The organism is Streptomyces sp. NPDC047085 (assembly GCF_040643735.1).
In the GTDB taxonomy this organism is placed as follows: Bacteria; Actinomycetota; Actinomycetes; order Streptomycetales; family Streptomycetaceae; genus Streptomyces.
In genome coordinates, this window is sequence record NZ_JBEYUW010000021.1 from 8,465 (window position 1) to 24,634 (window position 16,170).

The following is a 16,170-nucleotide window of genomic DNA, read 5'->3' on the forward strand; positions in this document are numbered from 1 at the left end:
ACCTGCCGCCAAAGCGCCGCAGGCCCCCCGTGCTGCTCGTCACCCACGACGTGGACGAGGCGATCGTGCTCGCCGACCGGGTCCTCGTCCTCGACCGGGGCCGCATCGGCCTCGACCTGGCCATCGACCACCCCCACCCACGCTCCTACCGCGAACCGGTACTGGGCGAGTACCGCGAGCGGCTGCTGACCGCCCTCGGCGTCACGGAGGACCACGCATGACCCGCCGGCTCCAGCACCACCTGCCGCCAAAGCGCCGCAGGCCCCCCGTGCTGCTCGTCACCCACGACGTGGACGAGGCGATCGTGCTCGCCGACCGGGTCCTCGTCCTCGACCAAGGCCGCATCGGCCTCGACCTGGCCATCGACCACCCCCACCCACGCTCCTACCGCGAACCGGTACTGGGCGAGTACCGCGAGCGGCTGCTGACCGCCCTCGGCGTCACGGAGGACCACACATGACCCGCCGGCTCCAGCACCACCTGCCGCCAAAGCGCCGCAGGCCCCCCGTGCTGCTCGTCACCCACGACGTGGACGAGGCGATCGTGCCGGCCGACCGGGTCCTCGTCCTCGACCAAGGCCGCATCGGCCTCGACCTGACCATCGACCACCCACACCCACGCTCCTACCGCGAACCGGTACTGGGCGAGTACCGCGAGCAGCTGCTGACCGCCCTCGGCGTCACGGAGGACCACACATGACCCGCCGGCTCCACCTGAACGCGTTCCTGATGAACACCGGCCACCACGAGGCCTCGTGGCGGCTGCCGGAGAGCGACCCGTACGCGCACGTCGAACTGGACCACTATGTGCGGCTCGCCCGCACCGCCGAGCGCGGCACCTTCGACTCCCTCTTCCTGGCCGACAGCCCGCAGCTGTGGGGCAGCGTCGCCCAGCGCCCGGCCGGCGCCCTGGAACCGCTCACCCTGCTCACCGCCCTGGCGACGGCCACCGAGCACATCGGCCTGATCGCCACCGCCTCGACCTCCTACAACTCCCCCTACAACCTGGCCCGCAGATTCGCCTCGCTGGACATCGTCAGCGGCGGCCGGGCGGGCTGGAACATCGTCACCACGGCGGGCGCCGAGGCCGCCCGCAACTTCGGGCTGGACGCCGAGCCCGCGCACGCCGAGCGGTACGCCCGTGCCGCCGAGTTCCTCGACGTGGCCCTCAAGCTGTGGGACAGCTGGGAGGACGACGCGATCGTCGCCGACAAGGCGGCCGGGGTCTGGGGCGACGACGCCAGGATCCATCCGCCCCGGCACAAGGGCCGGTTCTTCAGCGTCGAGGGCGCGCTCAACGTGCCGCGCACGCCCCAGGGTTACCCGCTGCTCGTACAGGCCGGGTCGAGTGAGGACGGCAAGGCCTTCGCCGCCCGGTACGCGGAGGCGGTGTTCACCGCCCAGCAGACCATCGGAGACGCGCAGGCCTTCTACGGCGACCTCAAGTCCCGTACCGCGCGGGCGGGAAGGGACCCCGACCACGTCAAGGTGCTGCCCGGCATCGTCCCGGTGCTCGGCTCGACGGAGGCCGAGGCGGTGGCCGCCGAGCGGCTGCTGGAGGACCACATCGTGTATGAGCACGGCGTGGGCCGCCTGGAGAGCCTGCTGCAGCTGCCCCCGGGAACGCTGGAGCTGGACGCACGGCTCCCGGCCGACCTCCCGCCCGAGTCCGCCGTCGAGGGCGCCAAGAGCCGCTACACGCTCATCGTGGAGCTGGCCCGGCGCGAGCGGCTGACCGTGCGGCAGCTGATCGGGCGGCTCGGCGGCGGACGCGGCCACCTCACCTTCGCGGGGACGCCCGAGCAGGTCGCCGACCAGATCGAGACCTGGTTCACGCGGGGCGCCGCCGACGGCTTCAACATCATGCCGGCCGTGCTGCCCTCCGGCCTTGAGGCGTTCGTCGAGCACGTCGTACCGATCCTGCGCACCCGCGGCCTGCTCCGCACCGCGTACGGACCCCGCCAGACCCTTCGGGAGCGCTACGGCCTTCCCCGTCCCGCCAACCAGTACACCGCAGCCCTCGTGTGAAAGGACCCGCGCACATGTCCATCGAGATCACCAAGGTCACCGCACGCATCGGCGCCCGGGTCTCCGGCGTCGACATCTCCCAGCCGCTCGCCCCGGAGCAGGTCGCCGAGATCCGCGAGGCCCTGAACGTCCACAAGGCGCTCGTCTTCGACGTCGCCGATCTGGACGACGCGGGCCAGCAGGCCTTCGCCCGGCACTTCGGCGACCTCACCACCGCCCATCCGACGGTCGGCGCCGTCGAGGGCGCCCCGAACGTGCTGCCCGTGGACAGCGAGCGGGGCCGCGCCAACCACTGGCACACCGACGTCACGTTCGTCCTCAACCCGCCCCAGGCCAGCACCCTGCGCTCGGTCACGATCCCGCCGTACGGCGGCGAGACCCTGATCGCCAACGCGGCCGCCGCCTACCGGGACCTGCCCGAACCGCTGCGCCGCCTCGCCGACACGCTGTGGGCGGAGCACACCAACGACTACGACTACGCGGTGCCGGACGAGGAGGTCGACGAGGAGAAGGCGGCCCAGCGCGCCGAGTTCACCTCCATCACGTACCGCACCGCCCACCCGGTGGTCCGCGTGCACCCGCTGACCGGCGAGCGCGGGCTGTTCATCGGCGGTTTCGCCCAGCGGATCGTCGGCCTGTCGGTGGGCGAGTCCCGCAGGATCCTGGACCTGCTCCAGGCCTACGTCACCCGGCCGGAGAACATCCTGCGGTGGCGCTGGTCCGAGAACCAGCTGGTCCTCTTCGACAACCGCATCACCCAGCACTACGCCATCGACAACTACGACGGACAGCCGCGCCGGCTGCACCGGGTGACCGTCGCCGGTGACGTCCCGGTCGGCGTCGAGGGCAAGGAGAGCTACTCGATCGAGGGCGACGCCTCGCACTACACGACCGTGGCGGCGTAACCGGACATTCACCCTGCGTGCACCGGGTGTCCGGATAGTGGGCGGCCCATCCCTGTGAGCGGACGGGCCGCCCAGACTGTGGGCGATTTTGCCCATCTATTGCACTGGACGAGCCGCGCCCATGCCCAGCAGCACCCTCACCAAGACGCCCCCCGAGCAGGCGAGCGACTCCCTCTCCCACGGCCTCAAGCAGCGCCACCTGTCGATGATCGCCCTCGGCGGTGTGATCGGGGCGGGCCTGTTCGTCGGCTCCGGCGCGGGTATCGCCGCCGCCGGTCCGTCCATCGTGATCGCGTACGCCGTCTCCGGCCTCCTGGTGATGCTGGTGATGCGGATGCTCGGCGAGATGTCGGCCGCGTACCCGTCCTCGGGTTCCTTCTCCGCGCACGCCGAGCGGGCGATCGGCCCCTGGGCGGGCTTCGCCGCCGGCTGGTCCTTCTGGGTCCTGCTGTGCACGGCCGTCGGCCTGGAGGGCATCGGCGCCGCGAAGATCGTCACCGGCTGGCTGCCCGGCACGCCCGAGTGGGCGTGGGTCGCGCTGTTCATGGTGGTCTTTCTCGGCACGAACCTGGCCGCCGTGAAGAACTTCGGCGAGTTCGAGTTCTGGTTCGCGGCGCTGAAGGTCGGCGCGATCTCCCTCTTCCTGATCCTCGGCGTCCTCGCGATCGCCGGGGTCCTGCCGGGCACGCACTCCCCGGGCGCCGCCAACCTCGACCACTTCCTCCCGAACGGCGGCGACGGCCTGATCATCGGCCTGCTCGCCTCCGTCTTCGCCTACGGCGGCCTGGAGACGGTCACCATCGCGGCGGCCGAGTCGGAGAACCCGGTCAAGGGCGTGGCGAGCGCCGTCCGCACGGCGATGTGGCGCATCGCGCTCTTCTACATCGGCTCGATGGCCGTCATCGTCACCCTGGTGCCGTGGAACTCGGCGGACGTCGTCGAGAAGGGCCCGTACGTCGCCGCCCTCGACCACATCGGCATCCCGGGCGCCGGGCAGCTCATGAAGGTCGTGGTCCTGGTGGCGCTGCTGTCGGCGATGAACGCCAACATCTACGGCTCCTCGCGCATCGCGTACTCCCTGGTGGAGCGCGGGCAGGGCCCCAAGGTGCTGGCCAGGGTGTCCGGCGGGGTCCCGCGCGTCGCCGTGCTCGCCTCCTGCACGTTCGGGTTCGTGTGCGTCGTGCTCAGCTACTGGCGGCCGGACGACGTCTTCCACTGGCTGCTGAACATGATCGGCGGCGTGATCCTGGTCGTCTGGATCTTCATCGCCGTCTCCCAACTGCTGCTGCGCCGCCGCCTGGAGCGTGAGGCGCCCGAGAAGCTGGTGGTCCGGATGTGGGGCTTCCCGTGGCTGACCTGGGTCGCCCTGGCCGGCATGGCGGCGATCTTCGTCCTCATGGCCCGCCAGCCGGACACCCGCGACCAGCTCCTCGCGACCGGTGTGATGACCCTGCTCCTCGCGGTCGTGGGCTACGCCTGGCAGCGGTCCCGCGCGAAACGCTGACGCGGACCGGCCGTTCCACGGAAGAAGGCCCCGACGTTCGACGTCGGGGCCTTCCGTTGTCCACACGCTCCTGTCGGCAGGCGGATGGCGGACGAGGGAACGAACCGGGTGACCGGCGCCTACAGGTTGCTGAAGTCCGGGCCCTTGGTGCGGGTGCGCTTGATCTCGTAGAAGCCCGGCACGGAGGCGACCGCAAGGGTGCCGTCCCACAGGCGGGCCGCCTCCTCGCCCTTCGGGGCGGGGGTGACGACCGGGCCGAAGAAGGCGATCTGCTCGCCGTTGCTGCCCGGGACGGCGATGACCGGGGTGCCGACGTCCTGGCCGACCTTGTCGATGCCCTCCTTGTGGGAGGCGCGCAGCTCGGCGTCGAACTCGAAGTCCTCCTGCTCGGCGTACTCGATCAGCTCGGCGGGCAGGCCGACGTCCGCGAGCGCGCCGGCGACGGCCTCCAGGGTCGCGCCCTCGCCGTTGTTGTGGATACGGGTGCCGAGGGCGGTGTAGAGCGGGCCGAGGACGTCGTCGCCGTGCTTCTGCCAGGCGGCGGTCACCACGCGCACCGGCTGCCAGGCCTTGGTGGCGAGCATCTCCCGGTACTCCTCGGGCAGCTCGTCCAGCTTGTTCTCGTTGAGGACGGCGAGGCTCATGATGTGCCAGCGGACCTCGATGTCACGGACCTTCTCGACCTCCAGCACCCAACGGGAGGTCATCCAGGCCCAGGGGCACAGCGGGTCGAACCAGAAGTCCACGGGCGTCTTGCCGGACGGGGGCGTGGTCTCGGACATGCTTCTCCTCGCGAAAAGGTCTTTTGAAGCGGCAACATCACCCGTCCCGCGCCCATTCCCCGCCGCCGACCCGATTCCCTGATGTGTCGCGTCAGGGGTGCATGGCAGGATCGGTCCTGTTCCGAAGGTTCCGAGGTGTCCACGCGACCACAAAGGAGTGCCGCCCGTGCCCGGTGAGAATCTGTCCCGCGACGAGGCCCGGGAGCGGGCCGCCCTGCTGTCCGTCGACGGGTACGACGTGGCGCTGGACCTGCGGTCCGCCGTCGGTGACGGGGACGGGGGGCCGCGCACCTTCCGCTCGGTGACCACGATCAGGTTCCGCTGCAACGAGCCGGGCGCGTCGAGCTTCGCCGATCTGATCGCGCCGGGCGTGACGGCGGTCTCGCTCAACGGCAAGGACCTGGACCCGAGCGAGGTCTTCGACGGTTCCCGGATCGCCCTGGAGGAACTGGCGGCCGAGAACGAGCTGGTGGTGGACGCCCAGTGCGCCTACTCCCGCACCGGCGAGGGCATGCACCGCTTCGTCGACCCCGAGGACGGCGAGGTCTACCTCTACACCCAGTACGAGCCGGCCGACGCCCGCCGCGTCTTCGCGAACTTCGAGCAGCCGGACCTGAAGGCCCCGTACCGCTTCGAGGTGCGGGCACCCGAAGGCTGGACGGTGTGGGGCAACGGTGCCGGTGAACTGGCCGACGGAGTCTGGCGGTTCGCGGAGACCAAGCCGATCTCGACGTACATCACGTGCGTGGTGGCGGGCCCGTACCACTACGTGACCGATTCCTACGAGCGGACGTTCGAGGACGGGACGAAGCTGGAGATCCCGCTCGGCGCGATGTGCCGCAAGGGGCTGGCTCCCTACTTCGACGCGGACGACGTCTTCCTGGTCACCAAGCAGGGCCTGGACTTCTTCCACGACCACTTCGACTACCCGTACCCGTTCGGGAAGTACGACCAGGCGTTCGTGCCCGAGTACAACCTGGGGGCGATGGAGAACCCGGGTCTGGTGACCTTCCGCGAGGAGTACATCTTCCGCGGGAAGGTGACGCAGGCGTCGTACGAGGGCCGGGCGAACGTCGTCCTGCACGAGATGGCGCACATGTGGTTCGGTGACCTGGTCACCATGGAGTGGTGGGACGACCTGTGGCTGAAGGAGTCCTTCGCGGACTTCATGGGCACGTTCGCGAACGTCGGCGCGACCCGCTTCACCGACGCCTGGATCACCTTCGCCAACCGCCGCAAGGCCTGGGCCTACCGCGCCGACCAGCTGCCCTCCACGCACCCCATCACGGCGGACATCCGTGACCTGCAGGACGCCAAGCTGAACTTCGACGGCATCACGTACGCCAAGGGCGCCTCGGTGCTGAAGCAGCTGGTGGCGTACGTCGGCCAGGACGCGTTCCTGGAGGGCGCCCGCCGCTACTTCAAGCGGAACGCGTACGGCAACACGCGCCTGGGCGACCTGCTGTCGGTGCTGGCGGAGACCAGTGGCCGGGACATGTCCGCGTGGGCGCGCTCCTGGCTGCAGACGGCCGGGGTGAACTCGCTGACCCCGCAGGTGCTGCTGGACGGCGAGGGCCGGGTGGCCGAGCTGGCGGTGGTGCAGGAGGCGCCGGAGTCGCACCCCGAGGAGCGCCCGCACCGGATCGCGGTGGGGCTGTACCGGCGTACCGCCGAGGGCGCTCTGGAGCGGTACGCGCGCGTGGAGACGGACGTCGAGGGTCCACGCACGGTGGTGACGGAGCTTGCCGGCGCCGAGGCCCCGGAGCTGGTGCTGGTCAACGACGACGACCTGACGTACTGCAAGATCCGCTTCGACGAGACCTCGCTGGCGACGCTGCGCGAGCACCTGGGCGCCCTGACCGACCCGCTGGCGCGTGCGCTGTGCTGGTCGGCGCTGTGGAACATGACCCGGGACGCGCTGCTGCCGGCGCGGGACTTCGTGGGCCTGGTGCTGCGGTTCGCGGGCCGGGAGTCGGACATCGGTGTGCTGCAGATGCTGCACGCGTGGGCGAACTCGGCGCTGGTGCACTACGCGGCGCCCGAGTGGCGGGCCACCGGCGAGGAGTTGCTGGCGGAGGGCGCGCTGCGCGAGCTGGAGGCGGCCGGTCCCGGCAGTGAGCACCAGCTGGCCTGGGCGCGTTTCTTCGCCACGGTCGCCTCCGGCGAGACGGACCTCGCGCTGCTGAAGGGCCTGCTCGACGGCACCGAGACCGTCGAGGGCCTGGAGGTGGACCAGGAGCTGCGCTGGGCGTTCCTGGAGCCGCTGGCGGCGCACGGGGTGGCCGACGAGCAGGTGCTGGCGGCCGAACTGGCCCGCGACGACACCGCGTCGGGCAAGCGCCACCAGGTCCGCTGCCTCGCGGCGCGGCCGTCGGCGGCGGTCAAGGCGCAGGCGTGGGCGCAGGTCGTGGAGTCCGACGCGCTGTCGAACGCGCTGGTCGAGGCGACGATCGCGGGCTTCGACCAGCCCTCGCAGCGGGAGCTGACCGCGCCGTACGCGGAGCTGTACTTCGCGGCGATCGAGCGGGTGTGGCGGGAGCGGTCCATCCAGATCGGCATGGATGTCGTGCGCGGGCTGTTCCCCGGCTTCCAGGACCGGCAGGAGACGCTGGACGCGACGGACGCGTGGCTCGACGCGCACGCGGACGCGGCTCCGGCGCTGCGCCGGCTGGTGCTGGAGGCGCGGGACGACCTGGCGCGGGCGCTGCGGGCACAGGCGTGCGACGCGGCGGCCGCGGACCGCTGATCCGCTGATCTCCGGCCCGATCTTTGGCCTGAGCTTGCCCGGCGGGTGACCGTTACGAAATTCGGTCAACAACACCCGTAACCCCTGGTCCGCACCTGTTCGGACCAGGGGTTTCCGGTCCCTACTCGGCACCCGAACACCCGTCCTTTAGTCCCGTCTTGTCCGCATTCTTCGACGACCGTGTAACAGCGGTTAAAGGTGGGACGAGGCGCGGGAATCCCGGGGTCATGACGCACAACACCCCGCTCTCCCCCCGCCCCCTCCGCCACCTCTCCCAGGTCCACCGCCGCGTTCTGTCGGCGGCTCAGCTCCGCTCCCACGGCGTGTCCACGGCCGAGCTGAACGAGCAGTGCCGGCCCGGCGGACCCTGGCAGCTGCTGCTGCCCAACGTCGTCCTCCTCCACCCCGGTCCGCCCACCAGCGAGGAGCGGCTGCACGGGGCGCTGCTGTACGCGGCGCGCGAGTCCGTGCCGGGCGTGCCGGTCCAGCCGACCGCGGAGGAACCGCACAGCCCGGTCTACACCGAGGCGGTGATCACGGGTCTGGCGGCCCTCACCCTGCACGGCTTCGCCTCCACCCCGCCGCTGCTGTCCCTGGAGCACGTCGACGTCCTGGTCCCGCGGCTGCGCCGGCTGCGCTCCGCGGGCTACGTCCGGCTCCTGCGCACCCCGGCCCTGCCCACGCCGCGCACGGTGACGGGCCTGCCGGTGGCGCCGGTGCCGCGGGCGCTGGCGGACGCGGTGGCGGAGCTGACGGACGCGGGCGCGGTGCGCCGGCTGCTGACCGAGGCGGTGCGTGGCGGCCACTGCGAACCGGCCGCTGTGGTCCGGGAGCTGACCACGGCGAAGCTGCTGACCCGCCCGCACGTGGTGGACGCGGTGGACTCGCTGCTGGCCGAGGGCCGGGCGATCGCGGAGGACCACCTCTACCGGATGGTCTCCGAGTACGGCCTGCCCGACCCGGTCTGGAACGTCGACCTGCGCCTGCCGGGCGGCCCCCACCTCGGCGGCCTGGACGCCTACTGGCCGGAGCAGGCGGTCGCGGTCGAACTGGACACGCGGGCACCGCGCCAGGACGAGGACGCGCTGTGGTCGGAGTACGCGCGCAAGCGCGAGCACCTGGAGCGGCTGGGGATCACGGTCGTCTACATCACCCCCAAGAAGCTCCGGGAGTCCCTGGAGCAGCAGGCGGCCGTGGTCCGTACGGCCCTGATGGCGTCCGGTGACCGCGATCCGGCCGCGTATGTCGTGGTGCTGCCCCGGTAGTGACGGCGCGGGGAAGCATCAGGAGGGGAGAGGAGGGGCCACCGGACCGCATCCGGTGGCCCCTCCTCATGCGTGCGGCCGTACGGTTCGCGCGTGCGGCGGCGGCGCGGTCAGGGCGAGGAGGACGGCGCCGGGTAGTCGGGGTGCAGCTTGGCGGGCAGCGGGGCCAGCGACGCGCACAGCGCGGTCGGGAACCGGGGCTCCCTGCGCCGCACGTCCTGGCAGCCCCCCTTCGGGCTCTCGAAGAACGGCACCCATCCGGACTTCCCCGCCCGGAAGAACCAGCGGTCGCCCAGCCGGGACGAGCAGGCAGGGTCCGACGCGTCGTCACAGGCCGGTCCGGTGCGCCAGGAGATGTCCAGCACGAGCCACTCCCCGTCGCACCTCTCGGAGTCCCGGTAGTTGTGCATGGGCACTCCGGCCGCGATCACCGCCTGGTCGTAGGAGTCGACGGTGCAGCCGGTCCTCGGCGGGTGGCAGCCGAGCTTCCCGCACAGTCGCAGCGCGGGCGGCTTCGCCCCGTCGCGGGTGAAGTGCGTGTAGTGGTCGACGATCACGTCCTGCCCGCCCAGCGGCTGGGGCAGCGTGACCCGGGTCGTGGCGGGCTTCTCCTCGGTGCACCCCGAACTCCGGTCACCCGCCGGGGAGGAGTAGGTCAGCTGCACCCACACGGCGCCGTTGACCCGGTCGGTGACGACGGCCTTGAGGTCCTTCACACATGCGCGCGCCCCGCTGGGCACCCGGGTGTCGATGCTCAGCGTGCGGTCGTCGCCGCCGACGCGGACCCCGGTGACGCCGGAGGGCTCCATCGTGGTCCAGGGCGGTGGCGAGGCCCCGTCCGGCCCGCCGGGCGCGTCCGGTCCGCCGGCCCGCTCCGTCCCGCACGCCCCTAGGAACAGCACGGCGACGGCCCAGAGCACGGCGACCGCGCCCCGCCGTCCGGCCGCTCTTCTCCCTGATCGCAGGAACACGCGATCTCCCCCCACAGCATCGACGTCGCCCCACGGTAACCGCTGCCCGACTAGCAGAACTCTCCGTCGACCACGGCCGCCATGTCCCCGGTCCAGTCCCCGTTGAAGTTGAGGGCGAGGGAGTGACGGCCGTCCGCGGTCGTCACCGCCACGGACGAGGAGCCGTGGATGCCGCCGTCGTGGCCCCAGACCTGAACACCGCAGGTCAGCGTCGTCTCCACGAGGCCGAGGCCGTAGCCGGCGTTGGGGGCGCCGTCGATCTTCACGGTCGTCTTCATCTCCTTCAGCTGCCGGGCCGGAAGGAGCTTTCCGCGCAGCAGGGCGCTGTAGAAGCGGTCGAGATCGGCGGAGTCCGAGATCATCTCGCCCGCTGAGGAGGCCATCGAGGGATTGAGGGTCGTGACGTCGTACGTCGGGCCCGTCGTCGTCTCCGCGAGTTTCGAATAGGCGCGGCTGCTCGGCCCCGGCACGGTGACCTTCGTGCCGGGGACGGAGGTGGCCTTCAGGTGCAGCGGCTCGACGATACGGCGGGTGATCTCGGTGGCGTACGGGTGGCCGGTCACCTTCTCGATCACCATGCCGGCCACGACGTAGTTGGTGTTGGAGTAGCTCCAGCTGGTGCCCGGGGCGAAGTCCGGCCTGTGCTTCATCGCGATCGCCACCAGGTCGCGGGCGGTGAGCGTGTCGTAGCGGTGCTGGAAGAAGCCGTCCTTGGCGAAGTAGGTGCGGACGAAGGCGTCGTCGGACGTGTAGTTGTAGATGCCGCTGGTGTGGTTGAGGAGCTGGCGGACGGTGATCGCGCGGCCGTCGTGGCCATGGCCCCGTACGACTCCGGGCAGCCACCGGTCCACCGTGTCGTCGAGGGACAGCCGGCCCTCCGCCTCCAGTTGGAGCAGGACGGTGGAGACGAAGGACTTGGTGATGCTGCCGACCCGGTAGCGGTCGGCCGTGGAGCGCGGCCCGCCCGTGCGGGTGTCCCCCACGCCGGCGGTCGTGGACCAGGTGCCGTGGGGGTCCTTCGCGGTGGCGGTCACCCCGGGCACACCGGCCCGGACCGCCGCGTCGATCGCCGCGCGGGTGGCCGAGTGGCCGTCCCTGGCGGAGTGGGTGCCCGTGGCCGAGTGGCCGCCCGTGGCGGGGCCCGCCGCGACGGCCGGGCCCGCCAGGGCCGCCGAGACGAGCAGGGCGGTGGCACCCACAAAGGTCGTACGCACACGCATGTCTTCCCCCAACCTGTGGTTTCTCAGTCCGGTCGGGGGGAGGGACCCGTGCTGCTCCGCGAAGGTTGCCGCGGATTGCACCAGTTGAGTGAGAATCAGCCTTTCTTCAGAACCAGCTCCGTGTTCCGGTCGGTGTTCTTGCCCGCGAAGTTCGGGTTGCGTCCGGGGGCGTTGTAGGACAGCTCGCGGTAGAGGGCGGCCAGGCCGGTCTGGGAGAGGTCGGCGTAGTCGGTGCGGTGCGGGGCGGCGGACTCGATGAGGGTGGTGAACACGGACAGCGTGCCGTCCTTGTTGTCGACCAGCTCGATGACGTTGGCGAGCTGCGGGTAGTCGATGTGGGAGGCGGTGGAGATCTCCCAGAAGGCGTGGCCGCCGGAGACCTTGTGCGGCGTGATGATGTTCTTGTGGACGTGGCCGTTCACCCAGGCCAGCACGTTGCGGTGCGCGGACAGCAGGGACACCACCTCGGCGCCCGTGTGCCGACGCTCGCCGGGGCGGGCCGGGTCGGGGCGGGTGTTGGTCATCGTCTTGCTGGTGTGGTGGCTGAAGACGACGACGTGGTCGTCCTTGTGGGCCTTCAGCGTCCTGTCCAGCCACTTCAGCTGGGCGGTGCCGAGGGAGCCCTCGAAGTGGCCGCCGGCGTCGGTGGTGTCGAGGCTGATCCCGACGACGTCGGCGGAGACACGGAAGGCGTAGTACTGGGTGCCCGCGTCGAGGTTCGCCGAGGTGTAGCCGTGGCCGACCGGGCCGTGGCCCCGGTGGGCGGGGTCCAGATGGGCCTTGAGGTAGTCGGCCGGCGTGTACGGCGCCCGCTTCTCGTCCGGGGTGACCGGGCGCATGGCGCCGGCGTGGGCCTTGAGGAACTCGCGGTAGCCGACGCCCGTGGGGTCCTGGGCGTTCTTGTTGGTGTCCTGGAACTTCTTCGCCTCGGCGGCGGTGGCGGTCATCAGCTTCCTGCCGCCGATGGCCGCTTCGGCGAGGTAGGCGTCGCCGTGGGAGCCGTAGACGCCGAGCTGGAGCGAGTCGTGGTTGCCGACCGTGGAGTACCAGGGCAGGTTGAGGCCGGGGCTGCGCACCTCGCGGATCGCGGCGTCCAGGAAGCCCTTGAGGTAGGGGAAGCCGAGCGCCTTGTCGCCGTCGCGGGCGGTCGAGTCCGGCTGCCAGAACAGGGGCAGGCCGCTGCTCTGCACGCCCTCGTAGTGCCGGGGGTCACCGGTGTTGGGGGCGAACCGGCCGCCGCTCATCACCTTCATGTACCACTCGAGCTCGGACAGGGCGTTGTTGTCGGTGTTGTCGCCGGTGGTCATCACGAAGCGGAGCGGGGCGCCGGTGACGGGAGCGCCGCGCAGGGCGTTGACCCGCTCGACGAGCGAGATGGCGCCCTGCACCGTCAGCGCCTCCTGCGGACGCCAGGCGTGCGGGTCGGCGGCGCGCACGAACTCGACCCGCAGCGGGTGCTGCACGTCCGTCAGGTGCATGTCGGTGAACTGCACGAACGCGGCGAGCGTCCGGCGGCGGCCCGCGCGGCCGGACTTGGGGGTGGCCAGTTCGCTGCGCACGATCCGCTTCCAGCCGGGGCCGTCGCCAAGACGGCGGTAGCCGGAGCTGCCCAGAGGGGCGGCGACGGAGGCGAGGGTGGTGCCCTTGGTGTAGGGGGCGAGCGGGGCGGCCGCCCGGACGTCGGCCGCGTTCGCCTCGACGGCGGTCGCGTCGGCGCCCGGGGCGCCGGAGGCGGCAGCGGCCTGGCTGTCGGTGGGCCGCAGGGCGTAGCCGACGCCCGCGGAGAGCGTCACCGCCCCGGCGGCGGCGAGGACGGTACGGCGGTGGACCCCCGAGACGGAGGTGGCGACAGAGCGTATCCGCGACATGCGCGATCTCCCCGAGTGCGAACGCGTCGGCAGTGGTCACGGGGCCGTCGCTCGCGCGAACACCCCGCTCGCTCTGGATGGTTGGCAGCGGGGGTGACCTGCGCGTGAACAGGGAAGCAACGCGCAGCGCCGATCGCCGTACGTGGATCACGGGGTACCGGGGGCGGTCATGGAGTGGATCGCGGGCGGCCCGGAGCCGGTTACTCCTCGTTCATCTCCTGGGGTAGGGGGCGGGACCCGGGTCCCGTATGTCCGGTCGGCGGGCGCTCGCGCCACAGCCGCAGAGCCGTGTCGACGAGCGGGATCCGGACCAGTCCGGGTACGGCGTCCAGGTCCTGCCAGGCGGCGAAGTCGGTGGATCCGCCCGTCTCGTAGCGCAGTTCGCCGCCGGTCACCTCGCCCGTGTAGACGATCCGCACACCGTGGTGGTCCGTACGGCGGCCGAAGCGGCGGGAGCCGGCGAACCGCAGCGAGTCGATGCCGAGGAGGCCGGTCACCTCGATGCGGTAGCCGGTCTCCTCGGTCACCTCGCGGCGGACGGTGTCGTACGGGTCCTCGCCGTGCTCCATGCCGCCGCCCGGCAGCACCCACTCGGGGGTGCCGTCGGGGCCCGGTGAGCGGGCGAGCAGGATCTGTCCTTCGCGGACGCACACGGCGTAGGCCGCCACCCTCAACTTCCGTCGCATGGACGGACGTTAGCGCGCGGGCTCCGGGTTGGCGGGGGAATACTCGGGCGCGGACCAGCGCAGCGGCAGCGCGGCGGGGGTCGCCACGGCCTCCGTGACGGTGAAGCGGACGGTCCGCTCGCCGTCGGCGCCGAACTCGGTGTGCGCCTCGCCGGTGAGCTGGAGGGTGGTGCCGCTCGTCCAGTCCAGGAAGAGCAGTCCGGCGCGCGGGTCGGCGCGGAGGTTGCCGAGGGTGAGGAACATGGCGTTGCCCGGATAGTCCCGCCAGGTCAGGTGGCGCGGTGAGGCGACCTGGACGAAGCCGGGGTTGCCGCCGCGGTGGCTGGCGTCCGCGCCGCCGGGGTGCACGGTGGCCAGGAAGAAGGTGTCGGCGGACTCGATGAACGCGGTCTGTTCGGGGGTCAGCCGGTCGCCCCGACGCGGGGCGCCCGGCACGCGGTCCGGGACCCAGGCGTACGACTCCCGGCGCTGGATGTACTTGGGGCAGTTGGAGAACACCTGGTCGGCCTCGACCGCGAAGCCCCGGGCCGTCGGCCGCAGCCGGCCGTTCAGGCGCATCCGGCGGCGGGTGCGGGGGTCGAGGGCGATGGTGCCGACAGAGGTGTCCGGGGCGGTCACGGCCGTAGCGAGCGGATCGGCAGGGGACGGCCCGCCCGCGACGGACAGCTGCCGGGGTCCGGTGGCCCGGACGAAACCGGGGGTGCCGGTGAGCGGTGAGGCCCACACCCGGCCCGTGCCCGGATCCGCCGCGCCCAGGACGAGCAGGGGCTGGAGTTCCAGGAAGGCCGCGGCGACCGGCTTGATGTCCTGGCCGAGGGAGCGGCCGACGTGGTCGGCGCGGTCCCGGGCGCCGACCAGGTCCTGCACGGCACGTGAACCGGCGTGATACACGCCCCGGGCATCCACGTTCACGGCATCCACACTCACAGCGCGCGCGTTCATGGCATCCACACTCGTGGCCTTCGCGGTCATCGCTAGAAGAAACCGCAGGTCGGAGCCTCCGCGTGCGGGGCGGGGGCGCCCTCGGCACCGTCCGGCACGGAGATCTCCAGGCGGGTGCCGTCGGGGTCGTGGAAGAAGATCCCGCCCGAGGCCGAGCCCTCGCGGTGGGCGACCAGGCCCTCGTGGGCGAACTCCACCCCGGCGGCCCTGAGCGCGGTCTCGTACTCCCGGACCCGGTCCACGGAGTCGGCCGTGAAGGCCAGGTGGTGCAGTCCGGGCCGGCCGCCGTCGTACGCCCCCTGGGCCTGCTGCCAGAGGGTGAGGACGGGCGCGTCGCCGCCGTCCCCGAGGAACGCGAACCTCCGGTCGTCCTCCTTGCCCTCGGCGAGCAGGGCGAAGCCCAGGACGTCCCGGTAGAAGGCGAGCGAGCGGTCGAGGTCGGTGACGTTCAGGCCGATGTGGCCGGTGCGCAAGGTCATGACTTTCCCCTTCGGGCCGTACTCACTGTCTCGGTATCTAACCTTCGTCATCACATTAGAGGGTTAGACTGGACGGCGTCAACCGGTGACGTACTCTTGACCGGTTAGCCGAGAAGGAGTGCCCGATGTCCGCCGCCCGCGATCCCCGCCCGCTCACCGGTGAGCCCCTCGCGCTCGACCTGCTCAACACCCGGTGGAACAAGGAGGGCGTCACCCAGGACCTGCTCGCCGACACGGCCGGGCTCACGGTGTGGCTCGCGAGCAATGGGCTGGACGCGGCCCACCCGGCCGGCGAGGACGTCCTGCGCCATGTGCGCCAGGCGCGCGAGGCGCTGAAGGCCGCCGTGGACGGGTCACTGGAGGAGGGCGCACCGCTCGTGGACGCCGTGCTGGCGCACGGGCGCATCCGGGCCCGGCTGACCGCCGAAGGGGCCGCCGAGGAGCCCGAGTTCGCGGACCCGGCCTGGGCGCCGGCCTGGCTGGCCGCCCGGAACTACCTGGTTCTGCTGGCCGAGGCGCCGGACCGGATCCGCGCCTGCGCGCACGAGGCGTGCATCCTGCACTTCTTCGACACGTCCCGGAACGGCACCCGCCGCTGGTGCTCGATGGCGGCGTGCGGCAACCGGGCGAAGGCGTCCCGCCATTACGCCCGCTCAAAGGAGAGCTGAGGGGCAAATCCGGGCCAATTCAGGCTCATTCGGCTCTTACCCGCACACATCCCATCGCGGGTTTTCCCCATACATGCATATCGATTCGGTCAACGGTCCCCAAAGTT

The 16,170-nt window shown here is 71.6% G+C and carries 13 protein-coding genes and 3 pseudogenes; 9 read left to right on the forward strand and 7 right to left on the reverse strand.

Annotated features, from left to right (window positions below):
* From ABZ865_RS40200 to ABZ865_RS40225, 6 genes and pseudogenes are all read left to right on the forward strand, one after another.
* Window positions 1-221: pseudogene (locus tag ABZ865_RS40200) on the forward strand (sulfonate ABC transporter ATP-binding protein); the annotation flags it as partial.
* Between the two features lie 29 nt (window positions 222-250).
* Window positions 251-460: pseudogene (locus ABZ865_RS40205) on the forward strand (sulfonate ABC transporter ATP-binding protein); the annotation flags it as partial.
* Between the two features lie 29 nt (window positions 461-489).
* Window positions 490-699 (forward strand): annotated as a pseudogene (locus ABZ865_RS40210) (sulfonate ABC transporter ATP-binding protein); the annotation flags it as partial.
* Window positions 696-2,027 carry an LLM class flavin-dependent oxidoreductase gene (locus ABZ865_RS40215; protein ID WP_361241896.1) on the forward strand — a complete coding sequence of 444 codons (1,332 nt, stop codon included), beginning with the start codon at window positions 696-698 and terminating at the stop codon, window positions 2,025-2,027. The pseudogene ABZ865_RS40210 and the gene ABZ865_RS40215, both read left to right, overlap by 4 nt.
* Window positions 2,028-2,041: 14 nt before the next feature.
* Window positions 2,042-2,932, forward strand: coding sequence for a TauD/TfdA family dioxygenase (locus ABZ865_RS40220; protein ID WP_361241899.1), 891 nt, complete (start codon window positions 2,042-2,044; stop codon window positions 2,930-2,932).
* A 121-nt stretch (window positions 2,933-3,053) separates the two neighbouring features.
* Complete coding sequence (locus tag ABZ865_RS40225) at window positions 3,054-4,436, forward strand: amino acid permease (RefSeq protein ID WP_361241902.1); 1,383 nt, start codon at window positions 3,054-3,056, stop codon at window positions 4,434-4,436.
* A gap of 119 nt (window positions 4,437-4,555) precedes the next feature.
* Here ABZ865_RS40225 and ABZ865_RS40230 read toward each other — a convergent pair whose 3' ends face one another.
* On the reverse strand, window positions 4,556-5,218 hold the full coding sequence (locus ABZ865_RS40230) for a DsbA family protein (protein ID WP_361241905.1): 663 nt from the start codon (window positions 5,216-5,218) through the stop codon (window positions 4,556-4,558).
* 166 nt (window positions 5,219-5,384) lie between these two features.
* Here ABZ865_RS40230 and pepN point away from each other — a divergent pair, with 166 nt between their 5' ends.
* Window positions 5,385-7,964: an aminopeptidase N gene (gene pepN, locus ABZ865_RS40235; RefSeq protein WP_361241908.1), complete on the forward strand. Its 2,580-nt coding sequence runs from the start codon at window positions 5,385-5,387 to the stop codon at window positions 7,962-7,964.
* A gap of 227 nt (window positions 7,965-8,191) precedes the next feature.
* Window positions 8,192-9,229 carry a hypothetical protein gene (locus ABZ865_RS40240; protein ID WP_361241911.1) on the forward strand — a complete coding sequence of 346 codons (1,038 nt, stop codon included), beginning with the start codon at window positions 8,192-8,194 and terminating at the stop codon, window positions 9,227-9,229.
* Window positions 9,230-9,339: 110 nt separating this feature from the next.
* On the opposite strand, the gene ABZ865_RS40245 is transcribed toward ABZ865_RS40240, so the two are convergent.
* The 6 genes from ABZ865_RS40245 to ABZ865_RS40270 all read right to left on the reverse strand — a co-directional run bounded on the left by ABZ865_RS40245 (window position 9,340) and on the right by ABZ865_RS40270 (window position 15,395).
* Entirely contained in the window at window positions 9,340-10,200 is an 861-nt protein-coding gene (locus tag ABZ865_RS40245; protein ID WP_361241914.1) for a hypothetical protein, read from the reverse strand.
* 50 nt (window positions 10,201-10,250) lie between these two features.
* Complete coding sequence (locus tag ABZ865_RS40250) at window positions 10,251-11,420, reverse strand: serine hydrolase domain-containing protein (protein WP_361241917.1); 1,170 nt, start codon at window positions 11,418-11,420, stop codon at window positions 10,251-10,253.
* A 95-nt stretch (window positions 11,421-11,515) separates the two neighbouring features.
* Entirely contained in the window at window positions 11,516-13,288 is a 1,773-nt protein-coding gene (locus ABZ865_RS40255; RefSeq protein ID WP_361241920.1) for a TIGR03767 family metallophosphoesterase, read from the reverse strand.
* Window positions 13,289-13,488: 200 nt separating this feature from the next.
* Entirely contained in the window at window positions 13,489-13,974 is a 486-nt protein-coding gene (locus tag ABZ865_RS40260; protein WP_361241923.1) for an NUDIX hydrolase, read from the reverse strand.
* 9 nt (window positions 13,975-13,983) lie between these two features.
* Entirely contained in the window at window positions 13,984-14,886 is a 903-nt protein-coding gene (locus ABZ865_RS40265; protein ID WP_361241926.1) for a pyridoxamine 5'-phosphate oxidase family protein, read from the reverse strand.
* Window positions 14,887-14,948: 62 nt separating this feature from the next.
* A complete protein-coding gene (locus ABZ865_RS40270; RefSeq protein WP_361241929.1) occupies window positions 14,949-15,395 on the reverse strand; it encodes a VOC family protein in 447 nt (148 codons plus the stop codon).
* A gap of 125 nt (window positions 15,396-15,520) precedes the next feature.
* On the opposite strand from ABZ865_RS40270, the gene ABZ865_RS40275 reads away from it, so the two are divergent.
* Window positions 15,521-16,063 (forward strand): CGNR zinc finger domain-containing protein, encoded by a 543-nt coding sequence (locus ABZ865_RS40275; protein ID WP_361241932.1) that lies wholly within the window; start codon window positions 15,521-15,523, stop codon window positions 16,061-16,063.
* The last annotated feature ends 107 nt before the right edge of the window (window positions 16,064-16,170 follow it).